Here is a 20,724-nt window from a genome sequence, read left to right on the forward strand (position 1 = left end):
TGTTTTCTCCTTTTTAACGGTTGCTGGAATATAGTCATCTTTATGGCATGTTCAAAAATAACGACTCCATGTTCCTGATCCATCGTTTTAGCAAATCCTTAACAGTATCAGCTGCCCAACGATTGACGTCGTATTCGCAGTAGATTATGATATCCAACGGCTGAGAATCCGCTCTCATGATGAGATCGAATGAATCAATCGTTGCTCCTCCCGTTTCCGTTCCTTCGATATAGAGCAACGATCTTTGAGAAGAAGTTTTCGCAACTGCCGAGGGAATACTCAATATCTCTGCATTTTTCGTTTCACTGCTGAGTAAGCGGATGACATCCTTGATGTCTTCGCACATTTGAAAGTCAATATGTTCGATAAATATCTTATTCCGCTCAGACATCGGACGAAGATATGCAATCATTGAATCCTCGGTCACCTCGTAAAGCGTGTAGGCTAACACAGCCCTTAGAGTGTCCTCCAAACGAGCCCTTAAGGATTCCGCGTAATGATAAGCCCCTTCCTTAAGCTTCGATGGAAAACGGACTTGAACCTTATTCGACTTAACTTTTCTCAGATCATTTAATAGTAGATTATCTTTGAACGACAAGGTGAACATTCGATCAGAAGCAGTATGATTATTGCTCTGCTCCATCCATTCTGCTAGTAATCGAATCGTAGGGTAGGCGAAAAAGTCCGCAATGGTTACGTGTCCTGGTAGGCGATCAGCTAATTTGTCGTAGACATCGATGACCTTTAGCGAGTTGGCTCCATGCTCGAACACATTATCGTTCACATGAAGTGCAGAATATCTAAGTACGGAAGACCATGCTTCCAACAAGCGACCCTGCCATTCCGACTCAATTATTGCATCAGTCGTTCCCTTCGATTCTGGTAGCCGATAACGAGCCAATGTATGATAGTCCACTTTGCCGTTAGACGTAAGAGGCAGGACATCCAACTCGAGAAGCTGATCCGGTAGCATGTACCGCGGAAGCAGCAGACTGAGATGGGCATACATATTAGTTACTTCTCGGTCCGCTCTAGTAACATAAAACCCTAGCATCTCATCGGGGGAGTCAGACGATTGGATGACTGCGCATTCCTCGACATCCGGATGCTTAGCGATCTGTGCCTCAATCTCCCCTAGCTCGATCCGATAACCTCGAACCTTGACTTGTCTATCCAATCGCCCAAGTAGTATTACTTCTCCTGAAGACGTCCACTTAGCCGCGTCTCCCGTTCGGTACATACGATGCTTATCATCATGTAAATCCGGCACAAATCGTTCAGCTGTAAGCACTTCTGAAGTCATATACCCCCGAGCCAACCCCAGTCCTGCGATGTATAGCTCACCAGGAACGAAGGATGGGACGGGTTGCCCATACTTGTCGAGAATCCGAAATTTCGTATTCGATAACGGCAAGCCGATGGTGATGTCATCTGCAGACTCAATTCGTTTAATAGCACACCAAATTGTAGCTTCGGTGGGTCCGTAAACATTATGGATTGCTGCGGATGTAACGTCCATCAGCACCCTGCATAATGCAAGCGGCAATGATTCTCCTCCGATTAAGATATCAGCAATGTTCGACAAGCTACGTCTTGTTGATTCCGATTTTAGAAATAAAGTGAGTCGTGAAGGCGTCATTTGCAACATATTAATATTGTGATGACTGATAAGAGCGCTGAGCTTATCATAATCCCGTTGATCATTGGAGTCTGCTATCACAATTTCCATTCCCGATACCAGAGGTAGAAGCGCTTCGAGAATAAAAATATCGAAGGTAACCGATGTCAACGCAAGTATTTTTCTGCCTGGGGCAAACGACACTTGTTCAGAAATAGCATGAAAAAATGATGTGACCGAACGGTGTTCAATCATTACACCCTTTGGTTTGCCCGTCGAACCCGAAGTATAAATGACATAAGCCAGTCGGTCGGCCTTTAACCTTGAGCGTACCATATGACCTTTTGGCATATCTTCATCTAGTTGTTCGAAATCCACCTCGTTCCATTTCCCAAACGGCAATGGTTTCGCCAGAGTAGTGATTGTAATCAACTGCTGAACACCGCTGTCCTGAAGCATATCCTCCAAACGCTGTGCTGGAGTTTCTGGATCGATAAGCAGGAAAGCTCCCCCTGCCTTCAAAACACCCAGCATCGCTATCCACAGCTCTACTCGACGATCCGAGATAATTCCTACAACTGCATCCTCGAGGATCCCTCTCTCGATCAATGCTGCGGCAACGTGTTCTGCTCGTTCCCGCAGTTCCCCGTAAGTCAGCGATCGGCCCCCTGCATGCAACGCAATTAAGCCGGGATTGGCATCGACTTGTCTATCGAACCAGTCAACCACCGTATCTTCAGATCCAGTGAAGGTTGGGGCAGGCTGCACCAATTTGGCATGGTCTTCCGGCGTGAGCAAGTCGATTGTTGCTATACTGCAATCCAAATGTTCCAACATATGAATCAAAATATTCAGATAACAATCCCCGAATTGAACCATCGTTTCTTTCTTAAACAGCTCTGTGCTGTATTCAACGTCCAAGGCGATTTCCCCCTCGAACTCCGTCAGGCCAACAGATACATCGAAGCGTGAAACACCGCATTTTATCGGCTGAACCGTGACCTCTGCTCCTTCAATGAATGGTGTTGACCGTTGCATCTTGTGTAGCGTAAACATGGTATCGAACAATGGATGCCGGCTAGGATACCTGGGCAGATTGAGCTTGTCCACCAACAGTTCAAATGGGTAATCTACATTTTCGAACGCTTCAACTGTTCCCTCCCTAACACTCACCAGAAATTCACGCACAGTCGTTGTTGGACGGAAATATTGGCGTAATGCTAGTGTGTTTACAAAGTTACCTACCATCTCACTTGAACCAGGATAGTTGCGATTGGAAACCGCTGTCCCGACTGTTATGTCCTCCTGACCGCTAAATCGATAAAGCAGAATATAGTAGGCGGTAAGGAGGAACATGAATGGCGTTACATTCATATCAATCGCCGCTTGGTTAATACGCCCTGTTAGCGACTTGCTTAACACCCACTCAAGTTTGTCACCTGAATAGGTTCTTGCATCAGGTCTTGTGAAGTCCATGGGCAACTCCAGAAGAGGCACTTGGGTGGCAAACTGAGAGAGCCAAAATTCCTCCTGCTGTTCCCATGCACCTGAAATAAGCGCCTCATTCTGCCATCCGGCATAATCCCTATACGTAAAGTTAAGCTGTTGTATTTCGTTGCCCGAGTATAGCTGCGACAAGTTGTCCAACAAAATCTGCAGAGAGATGCCATCTGAGATAACGTGATGCATATCCCAGAGCAGTAGACTTTTAGTTGCACTCATCCTCACATGCTTCAGACGGAACAGCGGTGCGCGATCTAGTGAGAAGGGTTTCACGAATGACCTAATCAGTGCCTCAGTATCTTCATCGCTAGCCCCATTCAGCTCAGATTGCTCAATCTCAATATCAATTCGATCATGAATGATCTGTTCAACCTTTCCATTTTTTACAATAAAGGATGTTCGCAGAGACTCATGGTGATCAACCAAACGCTTCACACAAGCATTGAGTTTCTCAAGATCCACTTCTCCGTTGATGGCAAACGCAGCTGGAAGATTGTAAGCGATACTCTCTCCACCCAGCTTATCTAAGATTGCAAGCCGCTTCTGGTTGAAAGATACCGGATAGAAATGATTACCCAGTTCATTGTGCTGCGTATTATGAGTGGTAACTGCAACTTCCCCCTTCGCAGCCATTGCCTCGACCTCTGCAGTGAAGTCTCTCAAGACAGGTGCTTGGAATAGCTTGTGGAGTGGTATATTTACACGAAAACGGGAGTTCACCTCCATAATCAACATCATCGCTTTCAGCGAATCACCTCCGGCTTGAAAGAAATGAGTAAGGATGCCTAAAGTATCCATGCCCAACAGCTCTCTCCAAATGTACGACATTGTCCGTTCAGCTTCGCTCAGTGCATTTTCCTCAATCGTTTGTCCTAACCGTGTATTGGGAAGATACGACAACAAGACCTGTTTATTAACTTTCCCGTTAGCTGTGAGCGGCACATCCTCCACAATTACAAAGTGCTCAGGTATCATGTAAGAGGGCAACCGTTCAGCCAATAACCGCTTGATTTCCGCAAGATCGATCGTTCCGTCGCACACCATGAATGCGGCTAGACCTTTTACGTCATCCCCCAGTTCGGCATCCACTACTACAGCCTGCCGAATTTCAGAATGCTGCATTAAATGCCATTCGATATCCGCAGGTTCAATGCGATAGCCTTTAATCTTCAACTGGCGGTCAATTCTTCCGAGGAACTCAATCTTCCCATCAGGAAGCCAACGGGCGAGGTCTCCTGTTCGATACATCCACTCTCCGGGGCTTTCCGGATTAGCAATGAACTTCTGCTCCATAAGCTCAGGCATTCCAACATAGCCCGCTCCAACGGCCTGGCCACCGATACATAGCTCCCCGATAATACCTGGAGGTTGTAGCTGCATATTGTCGTTCATAATATACACACGAACGTTAGCAATCGGCTTGCCTATAGGTACTGAACCCCTACTATCCGACTCCGGATCAACGATGTGAGTAGTCACAACATGAGTCTCTGAAGGTCCATAATGATTATGAACCGCTACACCATATTCTTTGATAAGATGTCGAATGCCCTCTGTAAACATTAAAGCCTCGCCAGCAACAATTATGTGTTTAACTGTCCTCAATCCATCCGCATGCTCCTTTCTTCGGAACATGTAGTTGACCAAGGCCGAAGGAAGAAACACGACCTCCACACTCTGCACTTTAACATAATGCAACAATGCCGATAGGTCGTTCCTTAAGCTGGCGTCCACAATGTGCAACTCTCCACCATTCAGAAGCGCGGAACAAAGTTCTTGCATGGCAACGTCGAACGTGAGGTTTGCATATTGCAGAATTTTACAACGAAAGTCAATTTCCCCCGAAAGGTTCTGCGCATGGATCAAGTTGACGAGGTTCGTATGCTTCATCAACACACCTTTCGGTTTACCTGTTGATCCCGAGGTATAGACGATATAGGCAGCATCCTCCCCATCATGGGTGGAACTCAAGGCCGTTTCTGGTTGGAGAAGGACCGATTCCCAGTGCGCATCTAATGCAACATAATCGCAAGGAATATGAATTTCAGTTCGGCACAGGACCTTCGAGTGTGTAATGACCAGTTCAGCCAATGCATCCGATAGAATCACACGATTGCGCTCGGCAGGATCAAGCGGGTTCAGCGGCAAACAAATCGCTCCAGCCTTCATGATACCAAGAACTGTAACTGGCATTTCAATTGAACGATCAAGCATGATACCAACAACCGTTCCGGTTGTGATGCCCCGACTGTATAGCCAGTGCGCTATCTGATTTGACCTCACATCAAGCTCTTTATATGTCAGCTTTTCTACACCGTGAACTAAAGCTACATTTTCACCATAATCTAAGGCTTGTGTCTCGAACCATTCATTTACTGTGTCATACGGCAGTGGGACCATGTCCGAGAAGTTACATTCATTCAGAATGAATTCACGCTCCGAAGCAGTAAGCAGATGGAGATCGGCTAGCCTCTCCTCTGGTCGATCAGCCAACTGTGTAAGAAGATGGACGAAATGTCGACTCAACCTCTCCATCGTTTCGCTTGCGTATAAATCGGTGGAGTACATCCATCGGAACCGAATGATATCGTTTATCTCATATCCTTCGAAAAATAGATCAAAGTACGTTGATTTTAAATCAACATTGATAGGTTCAAACTGGATGTCATTGATTTCACGATTAAATTTTGCAGAAGGTTCTAAAATATCACCAATATTGTCCACATTATGCAGAACAAACATCGTATCGAAAAGCGGGTTTCTGCTCAAATCCCGATCCGGGCTTAGCTTATCGACAATCTGCTCAAATGGATACTCTTGATATTCAAACGCTTGGAGTGCATTCTGCTTCACTTCCGTTAGTAGATCTATAAATGATTTCTCAGGGCTTGCGAAATGCCTCAGAGCTATCGTATTTGCGAGCATACCGACAATTTTCTCAGAACCGGGATGTCGGCGTCCTGCTACAGGGGTACCAATGATGACCTCACTTTCCCCCGAATACTTGCTAAGGAGCACATTGAAAGCTGCAAGAAGTACCATGAACAATGTAGTTTGATATCGGGAACCCATCTGTCTAACCTTTGCACTAAGCTGTGGGTCGAGTTCAAACTCAATTTGATCGCCGCGCGTGCTTTGTATAGCCGGCCTAGTAAAATCAGCGGGAACATGCTGAATCGGGGAACTCCCCGACAGATGGTCCATCCAGAATCGTTCCATCTCGGACCATCTCGACTCGTTTACTTGCTGCAGATACATCGTGTAGTCCTTGTATTGCAACGCTGAGGCTGCATTCTCCCCATTCTGGTATAGCATGAGGTACTCTTCCATTAGAATGCTGGTCGATATCCCGTCGGCAATAATATGATGCATATCAAATTGCAAAATATATTTTGACTTCTCTAATTTGGAAAGTCGACAACGAAATAACGGTGCACACCCCAAATCAAAAGGTCTGATAAACTGCTCGATCAGAGCGTCGGGCTCTCCCCCCGTAAACTCTTCGTATTCGACTGCAAATTCCACTTCATCATAGATTCGTTGCACCACTTCATTCCCGACCAGTTCAAATGCGGTGCGAAGCGACTCATGCCTTGCTATAAGTGCCTTTATCGCATGTTCTAGGCGCTCTACGTTCATTTCCCCGGTTAACTGGAAAACGACCGGACGATTGTACACTTTTTCCATCCCTTCCAGTTGACGTAGGAAGTAAAGCCGCTTCTGCGGCGAAGAAGCCGGATAATAAGGAAGCTTCTCTTGCTTGGGGATATCTTGATAAATTGACTTATTTAGATGCTCGAGTTCCGTCGCCATTACTCGAATAGTCGGAGCGACAAATATTCGGTCCAGCGGGTATTCCACTTGAAATTCCTGATAGATGCTGGCGATTAAGCGTGTTGCTCTAAGCGAATTACCACCATGCTCGAAGAAATTATCCTTCACGCCGATTTCACGTTTCCCCAGAATGTCACTCCACAATCGGGCAAGTCTGAACTCTATCTCCGTCTGCGGTGGCTCATACGGACTGGAACTTTGCGTTTCCTTCAGTGCTCGTAATGTAGAATAATTGACTTTCCCGTTCGCATTCAGAGGTATTTGATCTAAAATGTAAATTTGGGAAGGCATCATGTAATTCGGTACCATACTAGACAACCGTTCCTTGATTAGATTTTCATCCTGTATGGAAGAACTATTTTTGAAAGTCAAATAAGCATGAAGCTCCTTCTCTCCCATGCTGTCGGTCTTAGCTATTACAATCGCTTCTTCAACTCCAGCTAGCCTTTGAATCAAACTTTCCACTTCCCGGAGTTCTATGCGAATCCCACGAATTTTGGTCTGGCTGTCCATCCTTCCAATATACTCTACCGATCCATCCGTGAGCCACCGCACTATATCACCCGTTCGATATAGCTTCTGACCAGGTAAATACGGGTTATCGACAAACTTCTCGACAGTTAACATCGTGTCGTTTAGATACCCTCTCGACAGTCCCTTTCCAGCAATGCATAGTTCGCCTACTGCACCGAATGGCTGTAGCTGCATTGTCTCGTCCATGACATACATCATCGTGTTGGAAACTGGCTTACCCAGCATAACCGGCTGGTCGAGAATACATTCGCAGGCCAACGCGTCGATGGAGACTTCCGTCGGGCCGTAGTGGTTATGCAACTGATATCCTAACGCCAATACTTCGTCTTTCAGCTTCTCATCCAATGCTTCCCCGCCGCATATGACGGAACGCACCGAAGGAATTCGTTCGTGCGCCGTGAACAGCACCTTCATGGAAGAAGGTGTAAAATTAAGAAGATGAATCTCAGATTCCCTTACATATTGAAGAAATCTACGCTTATCCAAAAGTATGTCCTTCGGGATACAATGAAGTGTAGCACCGGTTAATAAACTTCCAAACATTTGTTCAATGCTAGGATCAAACACTAAATTTGTCATCTGCAAGACATTCGTGCCACGCCCGACTTCATAGCGCTTAATGAACCAATATAGAGTATTTATCACATGCCGATGTTCAACAAGTACGCCTTTAGGTGTTCCACTAGTGCCTGAGGTATACATTACATAGGCCAGATTGCTGCACGATCCTAGCAATTCTACTTCTACTTGAGATGGACACTTTTCAGACTCCCATGTGTCCAGGGAAAGACAAGGCTTTTCTCCAAACCTGTGTAGTAGATGGCTCTGCGTCAGAATAAACGCCGCACTGCTATCCATAAGTATATATTCGACTCGTTCATTCGGATATTCCGGGTCAATCGGGACATAGGCTGCTCCCGCCATAAGCGTCGAGAGAATACCAATGACAGCGTCTGCGCCCCTTTCGGTCACAACGGCAATTCTGTCTTCTGGACCTATTCCTTGGCCTTTAAGATAGGTGGCAATTTGAGCGGTGCGTTGCAGGAGCGCCCGATACGTCCAGTATTTGTCCTGAAACCGTAGAGCAATGTCATCGGGATTCATGTTTGCCTGATTAACAAAAAGTGCCTGCAATGTTTCATGGCCTGGATATGGTATAGCCGCCGGCGTTAATACTGCCAGCATGGCAGACTCATCTTCCTTCGATTGCAATGGAAATTCATAAAGACGCGATGATGGGTTAGCCAAGCATACCTGAAAGGCATGCTTCAGGATTCGCAGCCAGTTATTAATAGTCTCAGCTGCGTAATGGAAAGTGTTGTACCAAATCTCCAAGGAAACCTCGCGATCACTGCGATCAATGACAACTTGAAAATCGTAGCGATCGCTCTGGAATACGGCATCCTTATGAAGGTTAGTAGAGAGACAGGCAATTCCGAAATAAGGCTCCCTGAAAACATCATCTGCCAGACCCACTGATAGTGCATTTCGCCATGAGGCTTGTCGGTTTTCGTTCGCATTGATAACGGTTTCCCGAACCTGCAATAGCAATATTTTAAATGTATCCTGGGAATCAATTTGGTCGTAAAATAACAGCTCGCTACCGTTCGCATTTATAGGATAGCCGATTATTGCTGTATCCTCTTCCCTGGAGCATCGATGCAGGATAAACTTCAGCAATGCACATGCCGTCAGATAAACCGATATATCTGAACCTTTACTGAGCCGTAGCAGTGATTCGCTGACCTCATGGTCAAGCTGCACTCTGCGGTGTCCTTTAACATATTGTCGGGGTGTGTTCCGATTCAAATCGTATGGTATTGCACTTCCCCTTGGACAATTGGCCAGCTTGTTCAACCAATAGGCCGTTTGTCTAGGGTAAGCCGACTCCTGTGTTGACCGTTCCAGTTGCAACTACAACTCCCCCTTCCTTCCCACAAGTTCTCAACCCAGCGAAAACTTTATATTTAGCTTAGAACTCGAAATCCGCCATATCAAATAAGTCCGTAGAACCGCTTCCTCTTCCTGCTGAATTCAACTCCAGAATAGTTGCTTCCGGCCGATCTGCTGCCACTTCCATCACTCGCACAATGTTCTCAGCAAAATTGAAAGCTGTGTTGGACTCCAATGTAGCAGGGGCATACAAGAAGCTACATTCCCAACCACTCTTTGTGACCACGACATGAAGCACTAGATCATATCTGGCTTTGCGGAGATTGCTCTGCATGGGACTTAACTTGATTTCTCCATCCTCAAATCTACCCTTTTCTTCATTATAATGCTCGAAAATTAGGACCACGTTGAACAAAGGATGTCGATCAGGGCCTTGATTACGCAGTTTATCCATCAATAGATCTAGTGGGTAATCCTGATTGTCTAAGCCTGCAGCGACTTTACGCTTCACTTGTGAGACATACTCGTCAAACGTAAGATGCTTAAGAGGTTGGCTGCGGATGGCTAACATGTTCACGAACATGCCAATAAGGGATTGTGCTTCCTCGATCGGTCGTCCAAGTACAGGAATCCCTACCGTCACATCCTCCATCCCACAAGTTCTGCCAAGCACGGCCTTTAAAGCAGATAGTGCCAGAACGAATGGGGTCGCGTGCGTCCTCTCCTGAAGCTTGTCGACCACGTCATTGGCAAGGGCAAAACGAACGATTGCATTCGTGCTGCACGTATCTTGCGATTGCGTAGGCACGGCTGGCAAACGCAATGCAGACGGATATTTCGCAAACTCGGATAGCCAGTAACGTTCCTGTTTCAAACACTTCTCACCTTGTACATAATCATTATGCCAAACAGCGTAATCCTGCATTTGGATCGGAAGCGGAGGAAGCTCAGCCCCCTCATAAAGCTGCTTAATTTCACGGGATAGAATCTCCATTGAACTGCCGTCCATCAAGATGTGATGTGTATCCAGTAGCAGTACCTGCTCGCTCCCCTTCAGATCGAGCAACTTCATTCTTAACAGAGGCGGCTTGTCCAGTGCAAACGGTTGACTAAAGGTTCGAATCGCGTTATCTACATCTTCATCCTCTACATTCTCTACTTTCAGCCGAAAAGGGAGTCCCTCATATACGAACTGCATCAGTTCCCCTTCTCTATTCACATAGGAGGTCCGCAGAGAATCGTGACGATTGATAAGCTGCTGGATAACTTGCTCCAGCCTTTTTGAATCGAATTTCCCTTTTACCCGATAGGCATGCGTCTCATTATAGAGCAACTTATTATTTGAGAGTGCATGCTGAATATAAATGCTCCTCTGAGCAGATGTAAGAGGGTAATAGTTATGCTTACTAGGAGGGGAGGACACAACTGGCAACACTGCTCCTCTACATTCTTCAGCCGCGACTACTGTTACCTGCTCACCAAAACTTGACGCTTCAAAAAGCTTCGAAACCGGAATATCACAACCAAACTCTTTAGAGATCCGGGTGGAAAGCATCATTGCTGTGATTGAATCGCCCCCACTTTCGAAGAAATCATCTTCAGGGCCGACATCTTGAATCCCTAGAATCCCCTGCCAAACTTTGGAAAGTCGGATTGCAATTTCTCTGTGCTCCAGTTCCCCGCGCAGTGTGACACCTTTATCCCGAACATCGCTTACTGTACTGTCTCCAACAGGAGCCATAAAGTTTACTGCAAGTCCGTTGGTTTCAAACCAGCAGCGGTCTTTATCAAAACAGTAAACGGGGAGATTAGTTTTTCTAGGCACTCTATTTCCATACCATAGTTCCCAGTTGATTTCTTTGCCCGCGATATATGCTTTACAAATTTCGAAAGGTCCCATTGGCAATTGTTCGGTCCCCAACAACGACAATAATCCCTGAGAGCCCTCCTTTACTCCAGTTCCGTAAAACATATCCTCTACCTCAGGCTGAACCAGTCCTCTTATTGCAAAGACCCTCAGTTGCCGGAGCAAGGAAGCTTTATCTCGAACTAGCGTGGCAATCCGATACTGATGATGACCACGTCCTGTATTCATGGTGTAGCAAATTGATCGTAAATTGGAAGACCGCTGAGATGGGAGATAAGTAATGAGCTCTTCAATTATGGCCATCAGCGCTTGCTTGCTTGAAGCGGACACAGTGAATACCTCTACATCTCCTTCAGACTTATCAGTTTGTTGCTCATCATTCGGGGGCTCTTCCAACACCAAGTGACAGTTGGTTCCCGACAATCCGAACGAGCTCACTCCGCACCTAAGCACATCAGCATTCCACGTAATCATCTTGTCGGCAAAGTACACCGCTGAATCCGCAAAATCAATGTTTCGGTTTGGACTTTCAAAATGTAAGCTCGATGGAATGATCCTGTTCTTTAAAGATAATACCGTTTTAAGTAGCCCCGCTGCTCCGGAACAATGGTCCAAATGACCGATATTGGTTTTGACTGAACCTATCGCACAAAATTGTTGCTTGTCTGTGTAATGAGAGAATGCTTTACGGATTGCACTAATCTCGATCGGGTCTCCAAGCCTAGTCCCTGTACCATGAGCCTCTATGTAAGTTATGGTTTCCGGCTCAATTCCAGCATTTACCCAAGCTTCATGCAGGAGCTCTTCCTGCGCAATCGGATTCGGAGATGTAATTCCGGTTGAACGACCATCTTGATTGACCGCCCCACCTTTAATTACTGCATAGATATGATCTCCATCCTCTACTGCGCGGTCGAGTGGCTTTAGTAGAAAGGACACAACGCCCTCGCCCCAGGCTGTTCCATCCGAACTATTATCAAACGTTCGCGTCCTGTTGGATTTTGAATCTATTCCAATGCCGCTAAGGCCTGCAATCGGCGAAGGAATTATTTTCACACTTCCTGCAATCGCTTGATCACACTCCCCATTTCGTATGCTTTGGCATGCCAAGTGCACGGCTACAAGCGAAGAGGAACATGCAGTATCGACCACTAAGTTAGGCCCTTTGAAATCAAGCAAATAGGATATCCGACTTGCAATGACCGACGTGACATTGCCAGAAAGCGCTAGTGGGGCTGATTCAGGATCGAGCATAGTTATCATTTGACCATAAACAGGCATTCCAATATGGCCGACGAAAACTCCTGTTTTGCTCCCTCTTAGCCGGTTGCCTCCATATCCTGCGTCCTCCAATGATTGCCATGCTGTCTGCAGAAACAATCTTTGATTCGGATCCATCATGCTAGCTTCTTTGTACGATAGATTAAAGAAGCGATAATCGAAATCATCAATTCGCTCCATATAGCCGCCCTCTGCGTAAGAGACGTCTTTCCCTGTCTGTCTTAGAAAGAACAGATAGGGTTCGCTGTCTCTCACCCGCGCCTCCGGATATCGTTGAATGCAATCCAGATCACTCACTAGATTATTCCAAAAATCACTTGTATTATCTGCATAAGGCATCCGCGTAGCTAAACCAATGATCGCAATGTCTTGTCCCTTTGGAGCGGCTTGCAAACGAGGGCCGGTTGGTCCGGAGATCTTACCAACTGCCTGTTCCCCAATATAGACCGCTAACCGTTCTATCGTGGGATGAGCGAACAGATCAGTAACGGAAATCATACCAGGGTAATGAGTCACCAGCCTTTCATAAACCTGTGTGAGCAATATGGAGTTGCCACCTATTTCATAAAAATTATCATTGATATGAAATTCTCTATAGCCCAATACTTGGGACCACACCTCGCCTATAGTGCTCGCGACCGCTTCCCACTGTTTATTCGAAGCACCATGGATGATAGAACTGGTCGCCCCCTCTGTACCGTTTGCCCTATGAAGCTTGGCTCTTAATGGTTCCGATAAACCGATGCCAAGACTCTCGGCTGACCGACCATATATATGGCCTCCTTGCTGCACAAGTCCTACAGCAACATACTGACATGACAAGGACAATATTTGGGTAAACAGGCTCCGCGCTACATTTACGGATAACGCCTTAAAAATGCCCTCTTCTCTGCTGTTGTCGTGCAATCTCGCCATTCCAGTATTCTCCCACGCCGACCAGCCGATAGTTATGGTCTTCTGGTGTGGGTGTGTTCTACGACGGTATGCGGCAAAAACATCCTGGAAGTGATTAGCTGCTGCATAATCACCCTGACCAGGCTCTCCAGACAATGATGTCACTGATGAGAATAAAATAAACGCTCGAAGCGGATCATCCTTGGTAAGGGCGTGAAGATTTAAAGTACCCTTAATCTTGGGATCGATTACCCTCCAAAGGGCTTCAGGCGTTTTGTTCACCAATGCCCCTTGTCCCGGTTTCCCCGCACTATGAATCACACCTCGAATCGGTCCTTCTGAGCTTCTGATCTGATCAAGCACACACTGCAAACCAGCATCATCGGCAATATCTGCCTCGTAAAAAGTAATTGTAGAACCATTCTTTTCGATCCTGCCAAGAATATCAACTTTTTTACGTAACTGCTCGTTATGATGTTCAACCAAAATGTCCCGCCAATGCTCTTTCTCAGGGAATCGAGTCGTTCCAATGACAGCAAAACGGAGCCTTGTTGTTTGGGAGAGCTCTAGCATAATCTCCAACCCTATACCGCCCGCACCGCCCGCTACTACAAATACGTCATCGTGCTCGGCAAAACTCTCTCTTGCAATTGGTAATGATTCTTCCTCATGCAATCGCCACTTCTCCACATAACGAGTTCCTTCCCGATACGCAACCGAGTAATTCTTGAAGGGACTAGCAATTTCATTCAGAAGTTGTTCAGTCGTGGTCACGTCATCGATGTCGATAGCCCGACATAGGAACGGTCCCTCCAGACGAACGGTTCTTCCGAGCCCATACAACGCTGCATTTACTGGATTCAGATACGGCTCCCTACGAGTTACCTCGTAGACATGATTCGAAATGAGAATAATTTCTGTTTCCTGCGTAAATTTATAGTTCATAAACTGCTGAATGAAATAATAAAAGCTGATTAAACCCTTATTAAGCAGATCCAGATGCAATTTCGAATTCGAATAGCCTTGTTTCGATGGTTTATCATTAAGTGAGACGGATGCAATGTGTATGATTCGGGTGATCTTAAAATACCTTAAATGCTCATATAGTTCTCGAAAGCTACTATAATCTATTCCTACCGTGAAACAGTCCTCGCCTATACGGCTGTATCGATCGCCAAGGCATACTTCTAGAACCCCAATTTTAGCTGAACGATACGCTTTAATTAATCGATCACCAATTCCACTATTGTCATTAAACACCACGATAAAGCCTTCCTTGTCATCACGTTCATCACGCCGACGTTCCAGTGAAGCAACAAGTGACAATTCTTCAACTATCCAGTGTGCAGATAACAATGAAGGGGATTCCGCTTCAATGTCTGTATAAGGTAACCAGCATCGGCTAGTCTGGAAGGGATACGTTGGAATGCTAGTTTTCCGAATCTCCTTATCTTCATAAATTAGTTGCCAAGGCACCTCAGCCCCACGCCTGTAGCTCTCACATAAATTTCGGATTGATGTTAAGGCCGATTTGTCTGTAGTTAGCGGTCTGAACATAGTTGTCTTGAGCACATCGATATCCCAATCTTGTTCAACATGCTGCTCCGTCTCCTTATCTATAGGAAGACCAACGAAAATACCGCGGTTCGGATCATGACACAATTCATAGACCAATTGTTCCAGCTTATCATGGAGCTCTTGACTGTTAGTGGCAATGATCGCGACTCTACATTGATAGTGGGAACGGGAGGTGTTAGCTGTGTAGCAAAGCTCGTCAATCTCATTATCCAAGACATACGTCTGCCATGATTTAAGGAGTTTCTTCAATCCAGCTTCGGTTTCCGCTGATACGGTAAGTACGCGAAGTTGCTCTCCCGACTCATTATCGTACTGCCCTGGGCTCTCTGCCAGAGGAGCTTCCTCTAGCACAATATGACAATTCGTCCCGCTGATGCCAAAAGAACTAACACCACACCTTTTCGGATAGACTTGTTCAGGCCAATCGCTCAATTCCGTGTTAACATACACGGGCGTGTCAGGGAATGTAATTTCACTGTTAGGATATTCGAAATGCAAACTAGGCGGAATTTTTCCATTTTTAATGGACAAAATCGCCTTTATTAATCCGGCAATCCCGGCTACATTATCAAGATGACCAATATTCGTTTTCACCGAGCCGATTGCGCAGAACTGTTTCTTTCCAATTCGTCGAGTTTCGAATGCCTTACGAATACCTTCGATTTCTATAGGATCGCCTAAACGAGTGCCTGAGCCATGCGCCTCCCACATCGATAGTGTTGCCGGGTCGAGACCAGCATCCTCCCAAGCCTGCAGGATAACCTCTTTTTGTGCTTCTGAATTAGGAGCTGTTAGTCCAATTGAAGTTCCGGTCTGATTGATAGCGCTCCCTTTAACAACTGCATAAATTTGATCATGATCAGCTAACGCCATTGACAATGGCTTAAGCATAACCGCTGCTGTGCCTTCCCCTAGTCCGGTTCCATCCGCTCCTTCATCAAAAGAGCGAGTCCTGCCGTCAGATGCTTCTACTCCTATTCTCTCTTTACGAACTGGTAGAACATGAATTTTGACTCCTCCAGCGATCGCTTGATCGCACTCGCCTTTTCGAATGCTCTGACACGCGAGATGGACAGCCACGAGCGATGAAGAACAAGTTGTGTTGACAAGCATCGACGGCCCTTTAAAATCCAACATGTACGAAATACGGGAACCAATGAACGGCTGTATATTTCCCGGTGCTGCCATTGCTGCGAGAGAAGGAAACAATTGGTCAATAAGTCTTTTGTACTCATTATCATTACCGAAACCAACGAAAACACCGGTCATGCTTCCTTTCAGTTGGTCTCCCCCATACCCAGCATCCTCCAGAACCTCCCATGCGGTTTGTAGAAATAATCGCTGGTTAGGGTCCATAAGGTTTGCCTCATTGGGAGATATTTTAAAGAAAGAATAGTCAAAATCGTCGATTCGATCCAAGTAGGCTCCTTCTTCGAATATTAACTTCTCCATCGACTGACCGGTATGCCGATAATATTGTTCAACATCAGCCTTTCTTCCATCAGGAATTGTACCCACACAATCCAGTCCTTGGCTAACCACTTTCCAGAAATCGTTTGTATTATCTGCATTGGGAAACCGTGAAGCAATCCCAATAATTGCGATATCCTCACGGAGATCTCCGACATTTTCGGAATTGGCACTGCTTTGAACACTACTGAACAAATCATCAATTCGAAAATCTATCTTCATTCTTTTTCGATCCTTTCAACGTACTCGGAAAAGATATGTTGAACTCCAGTTTGGGAAAGAAGGGCTCGAATCTTCTCTACTCTCTGCTGTCGAGGCACCCGCTTCGCAGCGAGAATTCTTCCAAGTAACGTTAATGCCGATTCGGAAGCTGCATGATCAGGATAAAGCCCCTCTGCATCCCACTTTCTATTAATGGACTCCAGCTCCCGATAAGGCTTAACTACTCCTTCTTCATAATCCCTCGAGTCGATACTTGCATTTCTCGTTGCCGCGACTATCGCCTTGCAACCTTTTGGAATAGATAAGGTGAACCCGGTCTCCCTTATTGCACCGTCCGTAGTCCTTGTACCTGCTAATCGATTTTTGAGTTGTTTGCGATCCTCAGCCCGATGGTATGCCGTACAACGGATGTGCATATGTTCCTGATTGCACAGGTCGGTTAAAATCGAGGACGGTCCAATCTCGATGAGTTCCGTCACTCTTCTCGACATAAACTGCATCGTTCCATCCCATTGTACAGTACGAATTAACTGATTGGTCATTGCATCAACAACCTGCGTTTTATCTATAATTGGTAGAGCGTTCACATTCATCACTACTGGGTACCGCGGCTTGTTAATGGTTACGGTTCCCATCAGCTCTTTGAATTCCATCCTTGCTGCGTCCATTAATGAAGAATGAAATGGTGCTCCCGTAAATATGGGAGTTACCGATGCCCCTGACTGACTACATAGGTTCTCTAGAAGATGAAGAGTTTCCCGGTTTCCAGATACCGCTACTTGGTTGGCTGTGTTGAAACAAGCAATCTCAACTGTTCCGCCAATAGACTCGGATGCTTTACTACACAGTCCTGACACTTCCGAAGAGGTTAGACCCTCGATAATACTCATATGTGCCTTGCATGAACGAGCAGTCTGCATTGCCAGCCTGCTTCTTTCCATTACGATTCGCAGCCCATCCTGAAAAGAAAGAAAGCCTCCGCATGTGAGAGCGCTAATTTCTCCCAAACTGTGCCCAGCCACAAATTGAGGGTGAATGCCTATGTCCCTCTTATATGCTTGGTAGGCTGCAATGCTCACTACATATATTGCAGGCAACGCGTATTCCAGCCGGCTTAGATCCTTTAGGGTACCATCGAAGCAAATGCTTCTTAAGTCGTAACCTAACACTTGCCTTGCTTCGCTAAATACCATCTTTGTGGTTTCGTATTCCTCGTAAAGGGACCGGCCCATTCCAACATGTTGGGCACCTTGTCCCGGGAAGATGAGCCCGATTTTTCGCAAATAAGTTCGCTCCCCTTTAAGCGTTTCGCTGAATGGCCAAAACGACTTGACTTAGTTAACGGTAACCTTCATATATGGCGGATACGACTCTTCTTATCCTACTCAATCTCTGCCATGACTAAGCTGATGATTCCGTGGCTCCATCTATAAAGAAGAGAAAGAAACAGGCTCCCGATTTAGTTTATCTGCAATATCTTTGATGGATTTCAATATAGGCTTCCATCCCAGATTCGGATATAGGAAGAGTAGAATTATACCTTCGGATCAATCAATTAACTCCAAACATGAACATAGGCAATCTTGCTAGCGTTAGGCCGTATAATTCTGTATTATCCAATTCTTCTATAAATATCATCAACTGCGAATCCAGAACGACTACTTTATCCTCCGACAAGGTTCACTTCCAAAATGGTATTGTCCAGATCCAATACAACACATTTGACTAGCGATCTGCTGTGTTTAGTGAATCTATTAACCATTTGTCCTCCTCCGTGCCAAAGCTTGGTCAGCTATGAGAATTTCGTGCATTTCATTCGTACCTTCGATTAGCTCCATTATTTTTGCATCTCTAAAATGTCGTTCCACCAGTGACCCTCCCACACAGCCAGCGGCACCGTGTATCTGGACAGCATAACCAGATGCTTTACGTGACATTTTAGATGCTAAGTATTTAGCTTCCCAAGTCTGAACTATTGCATCAGGCAGTTTGTCTTCTCTGCTCTCTGCCACCTTCTCACATAAAGCTCTTGCAGCCTTGCTCTCCACTACCATCTCGCTAATCATCTTCTTGACTAACTGATTACTCTGAATGGGCATTCCAAATTGTACTCTATTCTCTGCATAATCCAGACTTTCTTGAAGACACGACTGTCCCATGCCAACACAGCCCCAAGCAATAGAATATCTGCCAAAATCCAAGGCAGTCATTGCAATGAGCGAAATTCCCGTTCCAACCTTACCAAGAAGATTAGCTTTGGAAACCATGCACGCATTGAATTCTATCTCTGTCGTGCCGGAGGCTCGAAGCCCTAGCATTTCGATTGCAGGCTTTACCTTTAATCCGGGTGTACAGCGATCAATCAACATAGCGGCGAGTTCTCCTCCAATTTTTACAAACACAAGAAAGATATCCGCCCATTGGCCGAACGTAACCCAACTCTTGGATCCGTTTAAGACAACGTAATCCCCGTGATCGACAGCAATTGTCTCAATCGCTTTTATATCACTTCCCGCACCCTTCTCAGATAATGCAAAGGCAGCAGTCAAACTCCCATTCGATAAGGAAGGGAGCCAGGTGCTCTTCTGCTGGACCGTTCCAAAGCGATGAATGACAGTAGCTACCATGCCATGCACGGTGAGTAAACTACGTGTAGAAGAGCACCATTTTCCGAGTTCTTCAAATACTTCGCCAACCTGTAACATGCCCGCCCCTTCTCCACCAAATTGCTCGGGAAGAAACGGACACAACAACCCCTCAGTACCAAGCTGTCGGATGATCGAAATCGGATAAATCCGATTTCGATCCCAATTATCAGCGTCGAAACGAACGTGAGCATTGACAAAATGGCTCAGGCGTTCTGCCAGTGCACCTTTTAAACCCTGATTACCTCTCAATCGGATCACACTTGCACTTTCGAACGAATAAAATTGCTAATCACCTCTATGGACCTGAAATTATCCATACTTAGTTCCTCATTCTCAATAACAATCTCGAATTCTTGTTCTATAAAGGCGATTAACTGCATAATGAACAAAGAATTAAAATACCCGGACTTTAAAATATCCTCGTGATCCTTCAATTCGTGCTGCCGATTCAGATAACGCAATAAAAATTTTCTTATCGTGTCCTTGTAGTCTTCCATTGTCATATCCCCCAATTAACGATACTTGTAAAAACCTTCACCACTTTTCACACCATACATGCCCGCATCTACCATTCGTTGAAGAAGAGGACAACAGCGAAACTTAGAATCCTGATAACTATTGTACAGAACCTTTAGCGAGCTAACGACTGTATCAAGACCGATTAAATCGGCTGTTTCCAGAGGGCCCATTTTATGTCCATAGCAGGATTTGAATATTTGATCTACGGCTGACGGCTCTGCCACTTGATCCTGGACAATAAAAGCGGCCTCATTCATAAATAAGTGAGATATTCGGTTTGACACAAAACCGGGGAAATCATTCACAACAATGCATTTTTTACCTAAATTCTCTAACATCACTGTTGTCTTAGATAAAGTTGATGGCGAAGTGTGGTACCCCTTAATAACTTCTATCCCTTCAATCAGCATGACGGGATTCATAAAATGAACTCCGATCACATTGTGAGGGTACCTAAGTAAGGAAGCTATTTTAGTAATAGAGATGCAAGACGTATTGGCCAAAATGGTTGTTTTATCATTAACGTACTTGTCTAACTCTTGGTATACACGCTTTTTTGCTTCCCAATCTTCAGTTACACATTCGACGATGAAATCAGAATCAGCAATGTCCGAAATTTCCAGGGTGAATTCTGTTTTACCTTGCTTTAAGGCAGGTGACTTATTACTTCCCAGCAAGGTTGACATACGTTGCTGTTTTTTTATTTGCTGTTTGGCATTATCCAAAATAGATTCTGATAAATCTACGAGTCTAACAGAGTAGCCCGATTGAGAAAAAAAGTGTGTGATCCCAGTTCCCATCACCCCTGCACCGACAACGCTAATTCTAAGGCTCACAAAGTTTCATCTCCGTTCTATATGATT

Annotated in this window: 6 protein-coding genes; all 6 read right to left on the reverse strand. The window is 45.5% G+C overall.

What is annotated here, in order from left to right:
* Positions 1-40: 40 nt before the first annotated feature.
* The gene (locus AB4Z30_RS08805; RefSeq protein WP_441925322.1) at positions 41-9,403 is read right to left on the reverse strand and encodes an amino acid adenylation domain-containing protein; all 9,363 of its coding nucleotides are present in this window, start codon (positions 9,401-9,403) and stop codon (positions 41-43) included.
* Positions 9,404-9,461: 58 nt separating this feature from the next.
* Positions 9,462-16,694 (reverse strand): beta-ketoacyl synthase N-terminal-like domain-containing protein, encoded by a 7,233-nt coding sequence (locus AB4Z30_RS08810; protein WP_441925323.1) that lies wholly within the window; start codon positions 16,692-16,694, stop codon positions 9,462-9,464.
* Positions 16,691-17,977 (reverse strand): ACP S-malonyltransferase, encoded by a 1,287-nt coding sequence (locus AB4Z30_RS08815; RefSeq protein ID WP_441925324.1) that lies wholly within the window; start codon positions 17,975-17,977, stop codon positions 16,691-16,693. The genes AB4Z30_RS08810 and AB4Z30_RS08815 overlap by 4 nt, the downstream gene beginning before the upstream one ends.
* A gap of 471 nt (positions 17,978-18,448) precedes the next feature.
* Positions 18,449-19,600: an acyl-CoA dehydrogenase family protein gene (locus AB4Z30_RS08820; protein WP_441925326.1), complete on the reverse strand. Its 1,152-nt coding sequence runs from the start codon at positions 19,598-19,600 to the stop codon at positions 18,449-18,451.
* Entirely contained in the window at positions 19,597-19,839 is a 243-nt protein-coding gene (locus AB4Z30_RS08825) for an acyl carrier protein (protein WP_441925328.1), read from the reverse strand. Before AB4Z30_RS08825 ends, AB4Z30_RS08820 begins: the two co-directional genes overlap by 4 nt.
* Positions 19,840-19,854: 15 nt before the next feature.
* Positions 19,855-20,697 carry a 3-hydroxyacyl-CoA dehydrogenase family protein gene (locus tag AB4Z30_RS08830; protein WP_441925330.1) on the reverse strand — a complete coding sequence of 281 codons (843 nt, stop codon included), beginning with the start codon at positions 20,695-20,697 and terminating at the stop codon, positions 19,855-19,857.
* Positions 20,698-20,724: the final 27 nt, after the last annotated feature.

Origin of the sequence: Paenibacillus sp. 2TAF8 (genome assembly GCF_052114825.1) — a bacterium.
In the GTDB taxonomy this organism is placed as follows: Bacteria; Bacillota; Bacilli; order Paenibacillales; family Paenibacillaceae; genus Paenibacillus.